Consider the following 18888-nt stretch of genomic DNA (forward strand, 5'->3'; position numbering starts at 1 on the left):
GGTTGTGAAAGTAGAAATCTGTGCGGTGACGTTCGTCGTGGACGAGCTTAGCCAAACGCAGGCACGCCATGTGCCGGGCGTGGGGCATCCGCGACGCGTGGAATCCTCTCGGCTTTCCAGTGTGCCTGACCACGGGCCGATTCGCAGCGTAGGTGTGCGAACGGAGGTACCGCGTACGACACGAAACCCCCCGCGCCTGTGTCCTCCCCGGCCCCCACCCACGGTCGGTGGGTGGTCGCTGTGCGGTCGCGGAGTATTCTCCGCCACCGAACAGTGGCTGGGTCGCGGCGAGGGGGTGTGATCAGGCGGAGGTGGTGACTACTCCGCGGCGGCGGTATCCTCGGCGGACTGCTCAGTTGCGGCAGCCTCTTCCTTCGGAGCAGATTCCGCGACAACCTCGGTGGCTTCTTCCTTAGAAGCGGATTCCGCGACGGCCTCGGTAGCCTCGACCTTCGCGGCGACCTCGACCTTGGCGGTCTCATCGCCAGCCTCGATCTTGGTCTCGCCGGCATTCTCCTTGGCGGCGGCCAGCTCACGGTCGGAGCGAGCCTTCTTGCCCGCCTCGACAGCGGAGGAGATGATGCGGCTCAGGACGGAGATGGAGCGGATCGCATCATCGTTGCCGGGGATCGGGAAGTTGACGACATCGGGGTCGCAGTTCGTGTCCAGCACGGCGACGACCGGGATGTTCAGCTTGTGGGCCTCGCTGACGGCGATGTGCTCCTTGTTGGTGTCAACGATCCACAGTGCGGAGGGCACTCGGGTCATGTCGGAGATACCACCCAGGACGCGCTCGAGCTTGGTGCGCTCGCGGGTCAGCATGAGGATTTCCTTCTTGGTGCGGCCCTCGTAGCCATCCTCGGCCGCATCCATGGCCTGCAGTTCCTTCATGCGGTGCAGACGCTTGGACACGGTCTGGAAGTTGGTAAGCATGCCACCCAACCAACGATGGTTGACGTACGGCATACCGACGCGATCAGCCTCGGTGGCGACAGCTTCCTGAGCCTGCTTCTTCGTACCGACGAAGAGGATGGTGCCGCCGTGGGCGACGGTCTCCTTGACGAACTCGTAGGCCTGGTCGATGTAGGTCAGCGTCTGCTGCAGATCGATGATGTAGATGCCGTTACGGTCCGTGAAAATGAAACGCTTCATTTTCGGGTTCCAACGGCGGGTCTGGTGCCCGAAGTGGACACCGGCGTCGAGAAGCTCGCGCATGGTCACAACTGCCATGGTGATGCTCCCTTTCTGTGCTCGGAGTTTCGGTTTTTGATTGTGCGGGTTTTTATCCCACACCCTGGCGACCGACACCCGGCCTCTCACCCGCACACCGTACCCCGTGTGAACAGGGGCGTTGAGCGGGACCTTGAGTGGCCCATATCAGGTTTCCGGCAGCTGGCCCGACCGGTCGCGGACCCCGGAAAACGGGATCGGATCGATCAGGTGCGTCCGGCACGCGGCCGCGCGTAGTCAGCACACCCGGGAACGGGCACACTGCTAACCGATGATTATAGCCCTGAACTGCCGATTGAACCAAAAGAGCGATCCAGCACACTCCGGATTCCGGAACCTGGGCACCAAGGGCAACAGACGCCCCATCATCCACAGGTTGTCCACCGCTCGCGCATCCCGTCACGGACTCTCGACCAGGATCAGGGCCATGAGCAACTGGAGCAGGAACACCCGGTGGCCGCGTCGCATCGCGGCAGTCGCCTCCCTGACCCTTCTGTTTGCGCTTCCGACGACCGTCCACCCCGACGCCGTACCCACTGTAGGTGCTTGGGTCTCCCCCACAACCGGCCGGGGAGACCCCGGGGTGGTCCTGCGTCCGTTCGATCCGCCCGCGCACGACTGGCTCCCGGGGCACCGGGGTGTCGATCTGGCGCTCCCCCGCGGCGGGCCGGTCCGGGCGGCGGGCGACGGCACGGTGTTCTTCTCCGGTGCGGTGGCCGGAACAGCAACAGTGTCCATCGATCATCCGGACGGAACCCGAACCACCTACCAACCGGTAATCGCCACGGTCACCGCCGGTGACACCGTCACGGAGGGGCAGGTCATAGGAACGCTGGGAACTGATCCGCGCGGTTGGCCCGGCCTGAGCTGGGGCGCCCGCCGGGACGGGGCGTACGTCAATCCGCTCGGTCTCCTGCCGCGGCCGTTGATCAGGCTCAAGCCCGTGGATGGGCCTGCCTGAACGCCTCCCCCAGGCGCGCGGTGGAGACGTGGGTGTAGATCTGCGTTGTCTGCAGCGAGGAATGTCCCAGCAGTTCCTGGACCTCCCGGATGTCCGCCCCGCCGTCGAGCAGATGCGTGGCGGTGCTGTGCCGAATCCCGTGGGGGGTCAGCCCCTCCGCGCCGGCCGCAGCGGCTGCGGCGTGCACGATGCGGCGGACCTGCCGGGGATTGATCCGCCCACCCCGGACGCCAACGAACAGGGCCTTCTCCGCGCACGTAGCGAGATGCCCGCGCCCTTGGTCCAGCCAGGCGGAGACCGCTTTCACGGCAGTTGAGCCGAACGGGAGGATTCGCTGCTTATTGCCCTTACCTGTGACCCGGGCTGTTCGTGCGGCGAGATCGACATCGGCGACGTTAAGTCCGCAGAGCTCGGATATGCGAACCCCGGTGGCGTAGAGGAACTCGAGCATCGCCGCATCCCGGAGCTGCTCCGGTTCACTCGCGGCGTCCGCGGCTTCCACGACACCGACGGCCTCGTCGACGTTCAGGACCCGCGGCAGATGTCGTGCCGTCTTGGGCGTCGCCAGCCTGGCGGCGACATCGGTGTCGAGATACCCCTGGCGGGCGGCCCAGGAACTGAATGAGCGGGCGGCGGCGGTGCGCCGGGCCATGGTTGCGCGGGCGAGACCGGAACGATGTGCGTCGGCGAGCCACGTCCGCAACGCGGCCTGGGTGAAGTCGCCCCACCCGGACATCGAACCGAGCAGTGGCGAGAGGTCGCTCCGGTAGGCGCGCACCGTGGCGTCCGAACGGTTCTCCACGAGCGAGAGGTGCTCACAGAAGTCCTCGAGAGCCTCCGGGAGCGGACCTGTTGGTGTCGTTGGACCCTTCACGGCTCTCCCCTTCCGTAAGTGGCTGGTCGGTGAGTGGTGCCGGACCCAGGACATGCAGAAGGCGGCACGATCATCGCTGACCGTGCCGCCTTCGCATCTGACTCACCCATATGCATAACCCTAGCGCCTTCATCAGCCTCATCCAGGACTTGGAGGTGCGGACACCGCCCGGTGCGTGAGAAGCTTCAGAGGCAGTTGCTACAAGGAACCAGCCCGAACCTTGAAGCAGTAACTTAGGCTTGCCTCTGTAACTTTAGGGTTGGCTTTGTCATCATGCAACCCTCTGACTGAAATTTCTTCCGCCGATCAACTAACCGGACCGCCGCCACGAAACACCATCCCGCTGCACCAAACCCTTCTGCTGCAGGTCAACCAGTATGTGAACCGCCAGAGGGACTGTGATGCCCGCCTCCGCGGCCACAACTTCTGTGACACGGCTCTCACTGGAGGTGGCGTCGAAAACCTTCAGTTCCGTGTGACTCAACGCCTGAATCCTGTCGGGTGGGAAAGCACACTCGTACTGGGCTTGCGCATCCACGGTCCCGAGCGGCTCGATCAGTTCCCGGACCTGTTCAGCCGATGTGACCAGTTGCGCGTCCCCGTTCCGGATCCGCTCGTGACAACCGAGCGATCCGTGCCCCGTCACCGGACCGGGTACGGCCATCGCCACCGAGCCGAGTCGCGCCGCCCAGGTGAGGGTGTTGAGTGCGCCGGAACGCCACGCCGCTTCCACCACAACGGTTCCGCCGCTGAGCGCCGCGACGAGCCGGTTTCTGGTGAGGAACCGGTGCCGTGCCGGATGGACACCGGGTGGATACTCCGAGATGATGGCACCCCGTGTGCCGTCACCGGCGATGTGGTCGAACAGGGCGGCGTTGCGGGCCGGGTAGGTCCGTCCCGGGCCGCACGCCGCAACGGCGATGGTTGGGGTTCCGTTCGCCAGTGCGGTCTCGTGTGCCACGGTGTCCACCCCGAGCGCCCCTCCGGACACGATCGTCCACCGGGACGCCGCAAGCCCTTCCACGAGCATGCGGGTGACCTCCCAGCCGTATCGGGTGATGGCACGGGTGCCGACGACGGCGACCGCCCGCTGCGTCAGCTCCGCCGGTGATCCGCCCCTGGCCCACAGCGCGTGCGGTGCCACGGCATCCCGACCACCGGATCGCCCGACGTAGTCGCTCGCGGCGCCTACGAAACCGAAGGCCCTGTCCAGGGGGTCAGACGGCCATTCTGCATCGTCCGGGGTGATGAGCCTGGCGCCGTTTCTGTCGGCCGTGAGGAGATCCTCCGCGGCACTGTCCGTCCGGTACCGGGCAGCCGTCTGCCCGAGCAGTTGCCCGATCCACGGCTCCCGCCGCCTGACCCCGTACGCGATGGCCTCGACGTCCCGGTCCTCGGCGAGCAGCTGCTGGAGCGGCGCCGACGGACCCTCGATCACCCGCGAGAGGTAGGCCCACGCGTGTCGCCGGGCCGACCATCGGTCGTTGATCGTGATTCTCTCAGGCATCGGTGTCGCCACCGTCCAGTACGCCGGAATGACCCAGGGCACGGGCGACGTGATCCAGATCAGGGATGTCCTTGCCCTCCAGATCCGCGAGTGTCCAGGCGACCCGGAGGGTCCGGTCGACGCGCCGCTGGCTGATCCGGCCCCGCGCCGTGTGCGCGGCGAGCAGCTCCATGGCCACATCGTCGGCGGGATGCTCCCGGCGCAGCACCGTTCCCCTGACATCGGCGGTGAGTATCATATCCAGCCCGGCACGCCGCCACCGGTCCGCCGCCCGCTCCCGGGCAGCGGCCACCCGTCCGGCGATCACTTCCGAAGATTCCCCGTCCCCCGGTGTAATGACGGTTGACCTGGCCCGGGTCCTGACGTGGAGGTCGATCCTGTCCCGCAGCGGACCGGAGAGATTGTTGAGGTACCGCGAACGTTCCCCGGAACGGCACCGGCACCGACGGGGATCGTCTGACGCGCAGCGACACGGGTTGGCGGCCATCACCAACTGGAACCGGGCGGGGAATGTCACGTCCTGCCCGGCCCGGAGGATCCGCACCGCACCGGTGTCGAGCGGCGTCCGGAGACAGTCGAGGATGCGGGCCGGAATCTCACTGACCTCGTCGAGGAAGAGGACACCGTGATGGGCGAGACTCACCGCCCCCGGCAGCGGGCTCCCTCCACCGCCGAGCAGCGCCGCGCGCGTGACGCTGTGGTGGGGAGCGATGAACGGAGCCCTGGACACGACACCGGTGAACGTCCGCCCGGCCACGGAGTGCACGGCGGTCGCCGCCAGGCACTCCCGCTCCGTCAACGGCGGGAGAATCCCCGGGAGACGTGCCGCGATCATGGACTTCCCGGAGCCGGGCGGACCGATCATCAACATGTGATGGCCACCGGCCGCGGCGATCTCCGCGGCCAGCCGGGCCTCCGGCTGGCCCACGACATCCGCGAAGTCCGTGTTCGCCTTAGGCTCGACGACGCTGGATCCGACATCGCCTGCTGCGGTCAGGTCACCGGCACCGGTCGCCCACCGGAGAACCTCATCGAGGGTGTCGGCGATCATGACGGGAAACAACGGAATCAGTGCCGCTTCACCGGCGTTGCCCCGGGGAATGACGGCTCCGGTCAGTCCCGCCGTGCGGGCCGCGAGTAGACACGGCAGTACGCCCGTCACCGGGCGGATCGCCCCGTTGAGACCGATCTCCCCCAACACCAGCGTCGAAGCCAACCGGTCACCGTCCGCGGGGACCGATCCGCCGGCGTTCAGGATCGCGAGCGCCATAGCGAGATCGAACCCCGACCCGGATTTCGGCAGTGAAGCCGGTGAAAGACTGACCACGATCCGGGTGCGCGGCCACGGCAGGCCCAAGTTCTGGCACGCCGTGCGGATCCGGTCCCGCGCTTCACTGACAGCGGTGTCCCCGAGCCCCAGGACACTGATGCCGGGCAGCCCACGTCCGGTACTCACCTCCACATCGATGACGGCGGCCGTGACACCCCTGACCGCTGCGGTGCGGGTCCTACCGAGCGCCACGGTCGATGTCCTCCCAGCACTCGATCGACCAGTGACCCGCGTGCGGGGTCACCAGAACCGCGTCGAAACGCACCGAATGCGCGGGATGCCCCGCCAACCAGACAGCCGCAGCGCGCCTGATCCTGGAGAACTTGCGGGGCGAGATCGCCTCGATCCCACCGAAATTAGGCGTGGAACGGGTCTTCACCTCGACGAAGACGACAGTTCCGTCAGCAGCCTCGACGATCAGATCGATCTCTCCTTGAGGGCAGGACATATTCCTGGCGAGGATGCGGTCGCCTTTGGACGTGTAGTGCCGGGCGGCGGTTTCTTCACCGGCACGACCGAGTTCAGCGGGTGTGGGAATGGGCATTCGGGCGACTCCCGGGGATCGGTGGCAACGGCTCCGCCCCGTCTTATTCAACGGCGGTGGCTGACCTCACCGTCCCCCGAAACACATGCGTCGGACATTCCTCATGTCCGGTCGCTGTGTACAACACGCCGGAACCGGTTGTTGTCCACCGGAAGCCGGGAACGATATGAGAAGAAAATCGGCGCCAAATGTGGCTGGATATGTTTGCTGCACGGAAGGTGACCCGATCACGATCAGGAAGAGCCCTCTTCCGGCGGACCAGCTCCCAGACGATCCGGAGGGTTCGATCGACGCACGGGACTGATGCACGATCAGGTGACAGTTGGGTGCCAGGCCGCGGGACTCACTTCAGGTTTTATGATCGTCTGATATAGCGTTCGCATGCTGATAAGGAAGGCATCCGGGGCACCGACAGTCATCGGCGCCGAGGCTGACCCACGCTTTTCGAGTGCCCTGCAGTCCCTCGACCCAACAGCACCCGTGACGAGACAACCGAAATCCGGCTCGCACTCTGCGGCGCCACAGTCTTCTTCATCCACCATCTGGTGTTCCGCATGCTCGGGGTGTTCTTCGTGTGCAGTCCGTCACGGCCAGAGAGTCGCGTTTCGGTGGCCGTGTCGGCGTCCTACCTCCTGACCACGGCATCGACTCTGGTGTCGGTTTTTGCCCATCTCCCGGAACACGGTTGCATTCCACTCACCGGTGTGGAAACACTGGGCGTTGTGACGATGAATGCAGGCGCCGGACCTGACGTGCGCGACAGACCGTGCACCGGCCAGGCGTGCGGGGTACGAACCCAGGCCGAGGCCCCGATGCAATGGGATCGCGCATGACGAGCAGCGTCGCACTCTCTGAACTGGAGCGGGTAGCACGCGCTCATTTCGTAGCAGCAGCTCTACCCGGAGCCGTCCTCCATGTGGTCACCTCCGACGGGCCCCTGCTCACCGTTGAACACGGTGAACTCTCGGTGAGGACCCCGGTGATGCTGGGATCGACCAGCAAGTCGATGACTGCCGCGCTGCTGTTGCAGCACGTCGACGAAGGACTGGTCAGGTTGGATGACCCGGCGAAACGATACCTGACTGAGGCGGATCTCCCAGAGGACATCACCCTCAGCGACCTCGCCTGCCACGTCAGTGGCCTGCGCACGGACGCCACTCCCGGGCGCCTCACCCGACAACACGACCGGAGCTTCAGCTACGCAAACCAGAACTACAACCTGCTCGGGCAGGTCCTCAGCACGGCCTCGGGGGTCTCGTTCGGACGCCTCCTATCCGCTCGGATCCTGGAGCCGCTGGGTATGCGACACAGTGGGTCCGCACCTGATGTCATCGGCACGCGCGGCCGGACAAACGTCTTCGGAAAGAACTGCCCGGCTATGCGGGCCGACTTCGGCCCAGAATCATGGATCCAGGGGCCGTCCGGAGGCGTCATTGCCTCATCTGAGGATGCAGGCCGGTTCCTATCGATGATCCTGTCGGGCGGCACATTCTGCGGTCGACAGATACTCTCACAGTGCGCGATCGACACGATGTTGAATTCCGGTGTCACCGTGCGACGCAGCCCAGCAGTCAGCGACGCCTTCGGTGACTCCGGCGTGTACGGCTTCGGATGGGTGAAGAAGGACATCGCGGGTCATGCCGTCCACACGCACAGTGGTAAAGTCCCACAATCCTCGAGCGTCTTCGGCCTCGTACCTGATCTGGGCATCGCGTTCGTTCTGGTAGCCAACCTCGGTGACTTCCTGGTGCGTACGCCATTGCTCGAAGACTTGGGCGGGGAGATCATTCGTGTGCTGCTCAACCTGCCGATCAAGGAGCTCCCGGCCAAGCAGAAGGCACGAATACGACAGAATATCCTGAATCTGGCCTATGCCGCATTCCTGACGGTCGGAGTCTTTGGCTGGCACTCTCGCACGCGACCCCGACGAGTGGAGGGATCGCTGCTGTACCACGCCGTACTACCGACGGCCCTTATGCTCGGTATCCGTCGGGCGTCCGGGACGCCGTGGCCGTGGCTGTTCCGCTTCGCCCCCGACGCAATCGGCGTCCTGACGGTCGGCTGCCTCAGCATGCTCACCAGTGGACTGGAACGCATGGCGACCGCAAAGCGAAAGCACGGCCCGACCGGCACCGCGTGATAGACCCGGCGATCAACCGACTCACCTTGATTCTCATTCACCAGACTCGGAGCCGAACCCGGGACAGTTCAGCCGGGGTTGCATGCCGCACCTCTCGCGCCGAGGGCTTGCCCTGACGAGGCGCAACCGTCACCGAATGAAACCACCCTCACTGTTGATCACCTGACCTGTGACCCACCTGCCATCGTCCGACACCAGCCAGTCGATCAGGCGCGCCGGATCATCAGGCTCGCCCCACCGACCGAACGGGAAGCGATCAGCCAGCATCTGGCGGAGTTCGTCCGTCACATAGGAGTCCGTATCGACCGGTCCCGGGTTGACGCAATTGACCGTGATACCGCGCGGAGCGAGCTCGTGCGCCACGGTCGCGAGGATGCCTACCAAGGCGGCCTTGGCGGCCCCGTAGGCAACCTCGCCGGGCATGGGCCCGAGGTTCTGGCCTGAGGTCATCATGACGATTCGACCGCCCGGACGACCGTCGTGCTGGGCCGCGAACTCCTTGCAGAGCAGAAGGGTGGAACGGGCGTTGACGGCCCAATGTTCATCCAGGGACGCAGACGTTTGCTCAAGCAGGGGACCATCGCCGCCGGAGCGAGCATGGTTGGCGACCAGGACGTCGATATGACCAAATGCGGTCCGCGCCTCGCCGACCAGACGAGCTGGCGCATCGGGTTCAGCAAGATCGCCACCGAACGCCTCAACTCGCCGCCCGGGCTCCAGCCGATCGCGAATGGCTGACACCACTGCGTCAACGTCATCCGCACCCCACGGTTGATCGGCATCGTGCGGCGCGTGATGGGCGAGAACAAGATCGAACCCACGCGCCGCCAATCGTGAAGCAACGGCGAAGCCTATTCCACCACGCCGAGAGACACCGGTGATGAGGGCCACCCTTGACTGCTCCATACCTCATTGAACCACACCCCTGAGCAGATCCTGCCTCGTGACCACGAGTCGGACACCAGTCGAGCACGGGCTGCCCACGCCCGGTCCTCACCTCCACATCAATGACGGCGGCCGTGACACCCCTGACCGCTGCGGTACGGGTCCTACCGAGCGCCACGGTCGATACCCTCCCAGCACTCGACCGACCAGTGACCCGCGCGCGGGGTCACCCTTCCAGCCGAACAAGAAGGACGGCGCAAAAGTGACCAGTAGCCCGCGTGCGGGGTCACCAGAACCGCATCAAACCTCACCGAATGCGTGGGATGCTCCGCTAACCAGACAGCCGCAGCACGCCTGATCCTGGAGAACTTGCGCGGCGAGATCGCCTCGATCCCACCGAACGACGCCGTGGAACAGGTCTTCACCTCGACGAAGACGACGGTTCCGTCAGCAGCCTCGACGATCAGATCGATCTCACCCCGGTGACAGGACATGCTCCTGGCGAGGATGCGGTCGCCTTTGGACGTGTAGTGCCGGGCGGCGGTTTCTTCACCGGCACGACCTAGTTCAGCGGGTGTGGGAATCGGCATTCGGACGGCTCCCGGAGGATCGATGGCAACGGCTCCGCCCCGTCTGACACAGCGGCGGTGGGTGACCTCACCGTCCCCCGAAACACATGCGTCGGAGGTTCCACATCGCTTGGCGCTCTACACAACGCACCGGAACCGGTGGTGACTGTCCACCGGTGCTCGGGAATCACCTGAAGTCGAGTCTGAAGCGGGTTCGACTACTCCAGTATCGACGGGAAGCCCTTTGTGCTGACAGCATGGACGATCTTCCCACCCTGGAGACATACAGTGAACACGCGACCCTACACTTCGAGCCACAGCATCCTTCTGACACCGAGAGCAACAAATGTGCCGTTAGACAGGATCCGGAGAAGCACAGCCAGGAAATGCTCCATACAAATATCTGTCACGGTCAACTGCCCTGGGGCCAAGAACCAATAAAATTAGCGATTCCAAATGTCTACAATCACGCGAATGAAAAAGAAATTTCCCAAAGACCAAACTCCCACTCAGTTCCAAAATCCTTCAATGTGAAATCGAACACATTGAGGAACGCCCTTCGGACATATTCACGCAACTCAGTCAACTGAGACACTGATACCTATTGCAGCGAAAGTGGAGTTCGTCAAAAACTGCAGCCCCGATCATACGAATAGAATATACGGCCCCGAATCTGCACATCTCGACACAACATTCCGACCAGTCTAGCCGGAGCCAGAAGAGATTGCCACATCTTTACCGAGCAGCGGACAACACATTGACCCAACAACCTCCCACACACTCGAGACACCTTCCGTTCATCGTTGAAACTTAACACTTTTGTTGCACTATTCACGTTTCTTTCATTTCTACCAGTTGGAATCACTCCTCAATCAATAACTAATGACACTTTGAAACTCAACATATCATTTTGCCACACAGAAACCAGGGCTAAACTAGTCTTCAACGACTTGGACACCAGATACGTACATGCACACATTTCCATCGAGAATCCTGAGGGCTGAAATTTTCGGGTGGATTCATTTCAGCTTTCTGTGAACATTTGCCCTACATGGCCGAGCCGCAATCCAGATACCGAGTAGCGTTCTTCCTTCTTCTGAACTTTCGACGACGCGAAAAAAGCAGTCCAGAACGGTGCTCCCTGCCACCTCGCTACGCGTAGACCAATTGTCTCTCGCTATAGTAGACATATGTGCACACGCGTATTTGAAGTTTTTGACCTTGCCTGGCAACGATGAATCGACCGGGATACGTCGATCGCAGCAAGCTGCAAAGTTGGGCGAACACGCGTACCTCGCAATCCCAGTTTCCGCGTCTCGTGCGGCGACTCATTCAAGAGACCACACCTTGTCTGGTGGAACTTGAGATGCCCGCTGGCGACGGAGTCGCCGCTGGTGGCTGGGATGGTTCTGTAAGAACGACCAAGGCGACACCATGGGTACCCGAGGGTTTGTCCGTCTGGGAACTGTCGGTCAACGCGAGCCCCAGCAAGAAGGCTGACGAGGACTATGCCAAACGAGCTGAAACTCCAGATGGCACACCAACCGACGGCTGCACCTACGTCGAAGCGATTCTACGACCTTGGACAACCCGTAATGCGTGGGCAACGAATAAACGAGAGACGAAAGTTTGGAAGGACGTTCGAGCACTCGGGCTCGACGACATCGAGACATGGCTAGAAGCTGCTCCCATCACCTGGGCATGGCTGTCAGAGGAACTGGAGCTTGCTCCTTACGGTCTTCGCACAGGTTTGACATGGTGGCACAACTGGGCAGAACAGACTAACCCAGTACTGACACCAGACGTTGTACTTGCAGGTAGAGGTGCTGAAGTACAGGAGTTGCAGAACCGAATCGAGTCGGCAGATTCGATAGTTACCTTATCTGGAGCATCGATAGAGGAGTTGTGCGCGTTCGTTGCGGCGGTCGCGATCAATCTTGATGGACAAGGTAAAGGTCAGATGCTCGCTCGTCTCGTATTCGTCGACGCCCTCACCACGTGGAGGCATTTGATTGCCTCGCCCCAACCGCTTCTCTTGGTCCCTCGTACATCCCAGTTAGCTGATGAAATCCCCGTCGATACCTCCCATACCATCTGTGTTCCGGTCCTCGCTAACGAAAACGCGGACATCACTCTCCCCGCGTTACATGCCACCGAGTTGGCGGCCGCACTAGAGGGCGCAGGGGTACAGAACGAAAAAGCCGATACTCTAGGCCGACTCGGCCGTCGAAGCTTGACTGCGCTCCGCCGGAAAATTGCGGTGAAGCCGGAGCTGCAGCGACCGCGATGGGCCGAGACACCTCCATCTCGGAGCTCCCGGGCGATCCTGCTCGCCGGCGCTTGGAAAGAAAACTCACTAGCTGATCGATCGATCATCGAATTACTATCCGGTTGCGACTACGAATCGTTTAAGGAAGAGATCACCGGGCCTTTGGACCACCCTGCCGATCCGCTGGTTATGCAGACCTCGGGAACCTGGCATCTCGTTTCAGCTGTGGACGCCTGGATCTTGTTGATATCGAAGCTAACACACGAGGATCTACAGCGATTCGAGGCCGCTGTCGAGACAGTCCTTACCGAGGCAAACCCAGCTCTCAATCTACCCCGCGATAAGCAGTGGAGAGCCACGATTGATGGCAACATCCGCCGTCATTCCGACGACCTCCGTCGAGGTATCGCTCAGTCACTGACCTTGTTGGGAACTTATGGCGGGAACGTCACGACTCCAGGCGGGGCATCAGGTTCAGAGTTTGCCAACTATATCGTCAGAAAACTCCTTAAGTGGGCGTCATCCGACACCTCCGGACACGGTTGGGAATCACTCGCCGACATTCTGCCCCTTCTCGCTGAGGCAAGTCCCGAAGAGTTTCTTGATGCAGTTAGTGCAGATTCCAGGGGTGATGAGCCCTTGTTGGCCAATATGTTCCAGGACAAGTCAGACGAATACCATCTGTTCTCCGGTAGTAGCCCTCACACCAATCTACTGTGGGCTCTCGAGCGCCTATCTTGGTCAAAGCGGCACTTTGCGCGTGTAGTGACTCTTCTAGCTCGACTCGATGAGATCGATCCTGGTGGACGCCTATCGAATCGCCCTTCGGCCTCACTCGCCGCAATATTCTGTCCCTGGCATCCCGAGTCATCGGTTGAACTAGATCGTCGAATCAAAGTCCTCGACATGTTACGCCGCAGACATACTGATGCTGCTTGGAAATTGGAATCCAGCATGCTACCAGAAATTCACGACACCCACTTTGCGATAGATTCCCCAACATTCCAGACTTGGAAACCGGATTCGATCTCGATAACATACGGAGTTCTTTGGAATACGACTAGCCAGGCAATCGAGCGGTGTATAGAGGACGCACACACTGACATCCAACGCTGGACAACGATCCTTGAGCACACCGGTGCGATGCGGCCAATCGACCGAAATCGAGTAATCGATACTCTCGACTCATTCATCGATCAGCCCGACCTCCCAGCTGACTTCCGAGAATCAATTTGGCGGGCTCTTGAAGAGTTGATTGATGAGCACCAAGAGTTCTCAGATGCTGAATGGGCACTTCCTGACGAGGATCTGTCCAAGCTGAAAAAACTGGCCGGACGGTACCACCCGAACTCCGAATACTCACGATTAGCCAGGCTGTTCCAGTCATGGAATCCGTTTATCGGCAAGCGCTATTCTGGTGATTACGAACGCTACGAACATGAACTCGCACGCCATCGCATCGCAGCCATCAAAGCGATCGAATCAGAGGGTGGATTCGAAGCCATCACTAGGCTGGCTCAAGATGAATCATCAGTTCCTTGGGCCATCGGCACCGCCCTAGCTAGCATCGACACCTCACATGATGAGGAACTTCTTGGATGCCTGGCAGTTGATGAGCCGAATCTATCCGACATAGCAATGATGTACTTCTCAGCTCGCTACAAACGGGAAGGCTTCGAGCTCATTACAGATATACTAGCTCGAGATAACCTCACAGTTGATCAGCGTGCTCGACTCCTGCTTGTTGCGCGCGATAATCTTCCAGAAGTTTGGAACATGATCGCGGCAGACCAAGAGCTGAAATACCGTTACTGGACAGAGTTCCAACCGTTCGGCCTGGGCCACAGGTTCGACAGACTGGATGAGGTATGTGAGGGGTTCATGAAGGTCGGTCGTTATGCCGATGTACTTCAGCTGATAAGCATGTACGCACGCGTCGAGAAGGAATGGGCTCCAGAGATAGCCAAGCGTACTGTCCAGGCATTGGACGCACTTCTAGCGGACGAGAAAGGCCAAGCGGCCGCTTCTAGCTTACAGACCTACATCTTCCAGCAGGTGTTCGACTACCTCGAAGCCATGTCCGAACACCTCGACCCCGGCGACCTAACCAGACTTGAGTGGGAGTACCTTCCAGCACTCGGATATGAGACAAGAGTACCTACCCTATCCCAGAGTTTGGCGACCGATCCCACACTGTTCGTTAAAATCGTATGCATACTCTACCGAGCTAAAACCACATCTGAGAATCGCGACGCTGTCAAAGGGGATGACGGCGAAAAATACAGTACGTTCACCTTAGATAAAGCATATCGGCTACTTAACGCTTGGGATTCGCCACCGGGGCTAGTGAACGGCGCCATGCATGAACCAACACTTCGAGCTTGGCTGGACCAAGCGGTGGAACTTTTACAGGCGTGTGGACGCGTTGAAGTGGGACTGCAACAAGTTGGGCAAGTTCTCGGTCATACACCACCGGACCCAGATGGGATCTGGCCCGGAATTGTCGTGCAAGATCTTCTCGAGAGTGTGGAGCTGGAGCACCTCGAAAAGGGCCTGTACTTGTACATCGTAAACAGTCGCGGTATAACGAGTCGTGATCTGGATGAAGGCGGCGATCAAGAACGCGAGCTCGCCACTAAATATCAAGAAAAAGCCGAGGCTTTTTCTGACAGCTCACCCCGCGTGGCTGCAATATTTCGGCGAGTAGCCGACTCGTACGAAAGGGAAGCAAGGTGCCACGAAGCCGACGCCGAACGCTTTAGACGTGGCCTCCAATGACCGTCAAATTAAGGTCTGCTATACGGTAGATTACCGGTCGAAATTACCCCGCCACCGCGAAAACAAATCGAGTTCATCATAACCGAAATCGATACACGTCAAACGACCCCGCCTGATGAGATCAGCTGACATTCGGGACGGCTAGCCCCTGCTACTGGCGTCCACCTACCCCGCATCCCGGTAGCAACCCCGGGAAACCGAGAGCACTTCAGAGCGGATGCCCGAGAATCTGGTCAGCCTTGACGTCCAGCTCGATGCCAACTTCACCGAGAAGGTCGGGCACCTCCCATATTGCTGCCTTTACCGACGCTGGTGCTCAAATCCGGACGCGAGTAATTAACCGGTGTCGATCCAACTGAATCTTCGCTACCAGCGACGGTGTCCCACCAGCGGCACCCGGACGGTTCACTTGGCGAGTTACGCGTGACTACGAGGCCGGAAACCCGTTCACGCGGTCAGTCAACCACCACCGGTTCCCAGATCAGAAACGAGCGATGCCCGGATACAACGCGTGGGGGCAAAGCAAAGAGATTCGTGACCGTACAACGAATGTCCGCTATCGGCGTCGGGGAACAATACGGCGTTCCGGCTCTCTGAAAAGAGCCGACCCCACAGAGCACCACGGTACGAAGTCACCGGCGAACCTGCCGGGATGTAATTCGGAAGCCGAAACCCCGCCGGGCACGGAACCCGCCTCGAAATCACTGTCTCCCCGAATCACTCCGGGATGATCATCTCCGGTTTGTCGAGTTCCTCGATGTTGACGTCCTTGAAGGTGATCACTCGGACGAAGCGCACGAAGCGTGCGGAGCGGTACATGTCCCAGACCCAGGCGTCGGACATGCGTACCTCGTAGTACACCTCGCCGTTGGCGTTGCGCGGGATGAGTTCCACGGCGTTGGCGAGGTAGAAGCGGCGCTCGGTCTCGACGACGTAGGAGAACTGGCTGACGACGTCCCGGTACTCGCGGTACAGCGACAGTTCGACCTCTGCCTCGTAGTTCTCCAGTTCCTCGGCGCTCATTCGTGCCAGACCTCCTCGGGGCCGCGTGTGACAGCTGACGCTGACCCGGCGCACCACTGTCGGTGTGCCGTGGCCACATTGGCGTAAGTGTAGCGGTGCACGGGGCTTGCGCCGTGGCGGCGCACCGCGTCCATGTGCGCGGAAGTTCCGTATCCCTTGTGTGCGGCGAAGCCGTATCCGGGGTGTGTGCGGTCGAGTTCGACCATGATCTCGTCGCGGGTCTGTTTCGCCAGGACGCTGGCTGCGGCGATGCACCGGGCTGCGGCGTCGCCACCGATGATCGGCAGGCTGGGTGCTCCGAAGCCGGGGACCCGCATGGCGTCGGTCAGGACGTATCCCGGCGGGGTGGCGAGCTGGGCGACTGCGCGGCGCATTCCGGAGATGTTGGCGTGCTGGATGCCCCAGCGGTCGATATCGGCGGCGTCGATGAGCACGACCGACCACGCCAGTGCGGTGTCCTTGATCAGCGGTGCGAGGCGGGCGCGGAGCGCGGGGCTCAGCTTCTTCGAGTCGGTGAGGCGTTCCAGTTCGGGAATGGGCCGGTCCGGGAGCACACACGCCGCGATGGAGATCGGCCCGGCGCAGGCGCCCCGCCCTGCCTCATCGACTCCGGCGACGGGGCCGAGACCGTGTTTGTCGAGGGTGTGCTCGAGGGTCCGGGCGTGGGGCATCCGCCGGACCCGGACTTGGCGTACGACGTCCACCGCCACGGTGGTCAGTTCTGGATGTCGGGATCGTCGACGAGGCCGATGCGGCTGATCGGCAGGATGATGGCCTGCACCTTGCCGCGGATGTTCTCCTCGGGGATCGTGCCCTGGAACTGGTCCCCGAGGTGGTAACGGGAGTCCGCGGAGTTCGTGCGGTTGTCCCCCATCACGAAGATGTTGCCCGCGGGGACGGTGATCGGGCCGAAGAACGCGCCGCCGCACTCGACGGATCCGGTTCGTTCGTCGATGGGGTAGGTCGGGGGCTTCTGGATGAAGGAGTCGTCTACCTTCTTACCGTCGACCATGACACCGGGGTCGCCCGCCTGACATTCGATGGTCTGGCCGCCGGTGGCGATGATCCGTTTGACCAGCGTGTTCTCATCAGGGGCGACGAGCCCGACGTAGGAGCCGAGGTTCTGCAGACCACGGATGGCGGGGTTTGTGGAGCGGTGCGTGGTGAACTGGGCGTTCCAGGATTCCGTCCCCTTGAACACGACGACGTCGCCGGGTTTGGGGTCGCTGAAGCGGTAGGTCAGTTTGTCCACGGCGATCCGGTCGCCGGTGCACCCCTCACAGCCGTGCAGGGTGGGTTCCATGGACTGCGAGGGGATGAGATAGATCCGGCCGACGAACAGCTGCATGATCGCCACCACAACGAGGGTGAGGACGACGACCACGGGGATCTCGACGTACCACGGATAGGAGCTCTTCTTCTGCCCGCGGGGCTCGTCTGCGGGATCTGTGGCGGCCTCCGCGTGGTCGTGTGCTTCCGCCTCTTCAACCTCGTGTGGGGTCTGGTCGGAGTCGGGGGTGGGGTTCGTCGGTTCGTTCACGTCGGACCACGTTACCAGCACCACCGCCGCATTCATCGGAGCAGCACAGCCGGGTAATCGTGGGCTGGAAAAAGGAAAACCACCCCACCTCCCGCCGGGGCGGGAGGTGGGGTGGTCTGGTGCTGCATCCGACGGCGCGTCAGCGCCTGTCGGGTGTGGGTCAGCGCTTCTCCTTGATCTTGGCTGCCTTGCCGCGCAGGTTGCGCAGGTAGTACAGCTTGGCACGACGCACGTCACCGCGGGTCAGTACCTCGATGTGGTCGATGTTCGGGGAGTGGACCGGGAAGGTACGCTCCACACCGATGCCGAAGGAGACCTTGCGGACGGTGAAGGTCTCGCGGATGCCACCGTTCTGGCGACGGATGACGACACCCTTGAAGACCTGGATACGGGACTTTTCGCCCTCGATGACCTTCACGTGCACGTTGACCGTGTCGCCGGCGCGGAAGTCCGGGATGTCGTCGCGCAGCTGTGCGGCATCGACCTTGTCGAGAATATTCATGTGTTGATTCCTTAGCTTCTGGTGCTGGACAGAGGACCCTGGCGGCGTCTCCCGGTGTCGGGCGCTCGGCCGGTTCGTGCCCGGTACATGTGCGTCGCCTCCGGACTTGGTCCGGTATGACAACTGCACAAGTATGCCACCATCAACGCGCGTGCACAAACCCGGAACGGGCACCGCCCGCGCCGGTCCACGGCTCTTGCCGGGCGCGCGGTACACCGGTGCGGGAGCACATGGGGCATGATCGGATGCATGAAGAAGATGATCTGCGTTCTCGTCCTCGGCTCGACACTGCTGGCGTCCTGTGCCGGAGGGGGCGATGCCCCGGAGAACGACGCCGCCACGACGGTCACGTCGACCGGATCGGCGGGCGCATCGACGCCGGCCACCCGGGTCCCGGAATTCGACGGCGGGCACGTCTCCCCCGCCGAGTTCGCGGCGGCAGTTGATTCCGGTGCGACGGTCCTCGATGTGCGGACCCCGGAGGAGTACCGCGAGGGGCACATCCCGGGAGCCCTGCTCCTCGACGTCAACGCGGATGATTTCGATGCGCTGGCCGGGCATCTGAACGAGGACACCGACTACGCCGTCTACTGCCGCAGCGGATCCCGTTCCCGCGAGGCGATCAAACGCCTGCGAAAGGCCGGGATCCGGCGGACCGTCGGGTTGGACGGCGGGATGAATGCGTGGCCGGGTGACGTGATCCCGGGCGAGCCGAGCTAGCCGCCAAACCAGTCTG

Annotated in this window: 15 protein-coding genes; 4 read left to right on the top strand and 11 right to left on the bottom strand. The window is 62.0% G+C overall.

Annotated features, from left to right (window positions below):
• Positions 1 to 318 precede the first annotated feature (318 nt).
• Positions 319 to 1230, bottom strand: coding sequence for a 30S ribosomal protein S2 (gene rpsB / locus JDV76_RS07185; protein ID WP_198736169.1), 912 nt, complete (start codon positions 1228 to 1230; stop codon positions 319 to 321).
• Positions 1231 to 1657: 427 nt separating this feature from the next.
• Here rpsB and JDV76_RS07190 point away from each other — a divergent pair, with 427 nt between their 5' ends.
• Complete coding sequence (locus tag JDV76_RS07190; RefSeq protein ID WP_198736170.1) at positions 1658 to 2191, top strand: murein hydrolase activator EnvC family protein; 534 nt, start codon at positions 1658 to 1660, stop codon at positions 2189 to 2191.
• On the opposite strand, the gene JDV76_RS07195 is transcribed toward JDV76_RS07190, so the two are convergent.
• The 4 genes from JDV76_RS07195 to JDV76_RS07210 all read right to left on the bottom strand — a co-directional run bounded on the left by JDV76_RS07195 (position 2166) and on the right by JDV76_RS07210 (position 6446).
• Entirely contained in the window at positions 2166 to 3065 is a 900-nt protein-coding gene (locus JDV76_RS07195) for a tyrosine recombinase XerC (RefSeq protein WP_248112727.1), read from the bottom strand. The genes JDV76_RS07190 and JDV76_RS07195 overlap by 26 nt on opposite strands.
• 310 nt (positions 3066 to 3375) lie before the next feature.
• Entirely contained in the window at positions 3376 to 4572 is a 1197-nt protein-coding gene (gene dprA / locus JDV76_RS07200) for a DNA-processing protein DprA (RefSeq protein WP_198736172.1), read from the bottom strand.
• Complete coding sequence (locus JDV76_RS07205; RefSeq protein WP_198736173.1) at positions 4565 to 6094, bottom strand: YifB family Mg chelatase-like AAA ATPase; 1530 nt, start codon at positions 6092 to 6094, stop codon at positions 4565 to 4567. The genes dprA and JDV76_RS07205 overlap by 8 nt, the downstream gene beginning before the upstream one ends.
• The gene (locus JDV76_RS07210; RefSeq protein WP_198736174.1) at positions 6081 to 6446 is read right to left on the bottom strand and encodes a YraN family protein; all 366 of its coding nucleotides are present in this window, start codon (positions 6444 to 6446) and stop codon (positions 6081 to 6083) included. The genes JDV76_RS07205 and JDV76_RS07210 overlap by 14 nt, the downstream gene beginning before the upstream one ends.
• 829 nt (positions 6447 to 7275) lie before the next feature.
• Between JDV76_RS07210 and JDV76_RS07215 the strand changes: the two genes are divergently transcribed.
• Entirely contained in the window at positions 7276 to 8586 is a 1311-nt protein-coding gene (locus JDV76_RS07215) for a serine hydrolase domain-containing protein (protein WP_198736175.1), read from the top strand.
• Positions 8587 to 8715: 129 nt separating this feature from the next.
• Here the strand turns inward: JDV76_RS07215 and JDV76_RS07220 are convergent, their stop codons facing one another.
• Together JDV76_RS07220 and JDV76_RS07225 are read right to left on the bottom strand one after the other, a co-directional pair.
• A complete protein-coding gene (locus tag JDV76_RS07220; protein WP_198736176.1) occupies positions 8716 to 9492 on the bottom strand; it encodes an SDR family oxidoreductase in 777 nt (258 codons plus the stop codon).
• A gap of 143 nt (positions 9493 to 9635) precedes the next feature.
• The gene (locus JDV76_RS07225; RefSeq protein ID WP_198736177.1) at positions 9636 to 10061 is read right to left on the bottom strand and encodes a YraN family protein; all 426 of its coding nucleotides are present in this window, start codon (positions 10059 to 10061) and stop codon (positions 9636 to 9638) included.
• A 1333-nt stretch (positions 10062 to 11394) separates the two neighbouring features.
• Here JDV76_RS07225 and JDV76_RS07230 point away from each other — a divergent pair.
• Complete coding sequence (locus JDV76_RS07230; protein ID WP_198736178.1) at positions 11395 to 15087, top strand: hypothetical protein; 3693 nt, start codon at positions 11395 to 11397, stop codon at positions 15085 to 15087.
• A gap of 717 nt (positions 15088 to 15804) precedes the next feature.
• Here the strand turns inward: JDV76_RS07230 and JDV76_RS07235 are convergent.
• The 4 genes from JDV76_RS07235 to rplS all read right to left on the bottom strand — a co-directional run bounded on the left by JDV76_RS07235 (position 15805) and on the right by rplS (position 18152).
• Positions 15805 to 16110: a DUF2469 domain-containing protein gene (locus tag JDV76_RS07235; RefSeq protein ID WP_198736179.1), complete on the bottom strand. Its 306-nt coding sequence runs from the start codon at positions 16108 to 16110 to the stop codon at positions 15805 to 15807.
• Entirely contained in the window at positions 16107 to 16781 is a 675-nt protein-coding gene (locus JDV76_RS07240; RefSeq protein ID WP_198736453.1) for a ribonuclease HII, read from the bottom strand. Before JDV76_RS07240 ends, JDV76_RS07235 begins: the two co-directional genes overlap by 4 nt.
• A 44-nt stretch (positions 16782 to 16825) precedes the next feature.
• Complete coding sequence (lepB, locus tag JDV76_RS07245) at positions 16826 to 17686, bottom strand: signal peptidase I (RefSeq protein WP_198736180.1); 861 nt, start codon at positions 17684 to 17686, stop codon at positions 16826 to 16828.
• A 124-nt stretch (positions 17687 to 17810) separates the two neighbouring features.
• On the bottom strand, positions 17811 to 18152 hold the full coding sequence (gene rplS, locus JDV76_RS07250) for a 50S ribosomal protein L19 (protein ID WP_198736181.1): 342 nt from the start codon (positions 18150 to 18152) through the stop codon (positions 17811 to 17813).
• Between the two features lie 249 nt (positions 18153 to 18401).
• Between rplS and JDV76_RS07255 the strand changes: the two genes are divergently transcribed.
• Positions 18402 to 18872, top strand: coding sequence for a rhodanese-like domain-containing protein (locus JDV76_RS07255; protein WP_198736182.1), 471 nt, complete (start codon positions 18402 to 18404; stop codon positions 18870 to 18872).
• Positions 18873 to 18888 lie beyond the last annotated feature (16 nt).

Origin of the sequence: Corynebacterium marambiense, assembly GCF_016342275.1 — a bacterium.
In the GTDB taxonomy this organism is placed as follows: Bacteria; Actinomycetota; Actinomycetes; order Mycobacteriales; family Mycobacteriaceae; genus Corynebacterium; species Corynebacterium marambiense.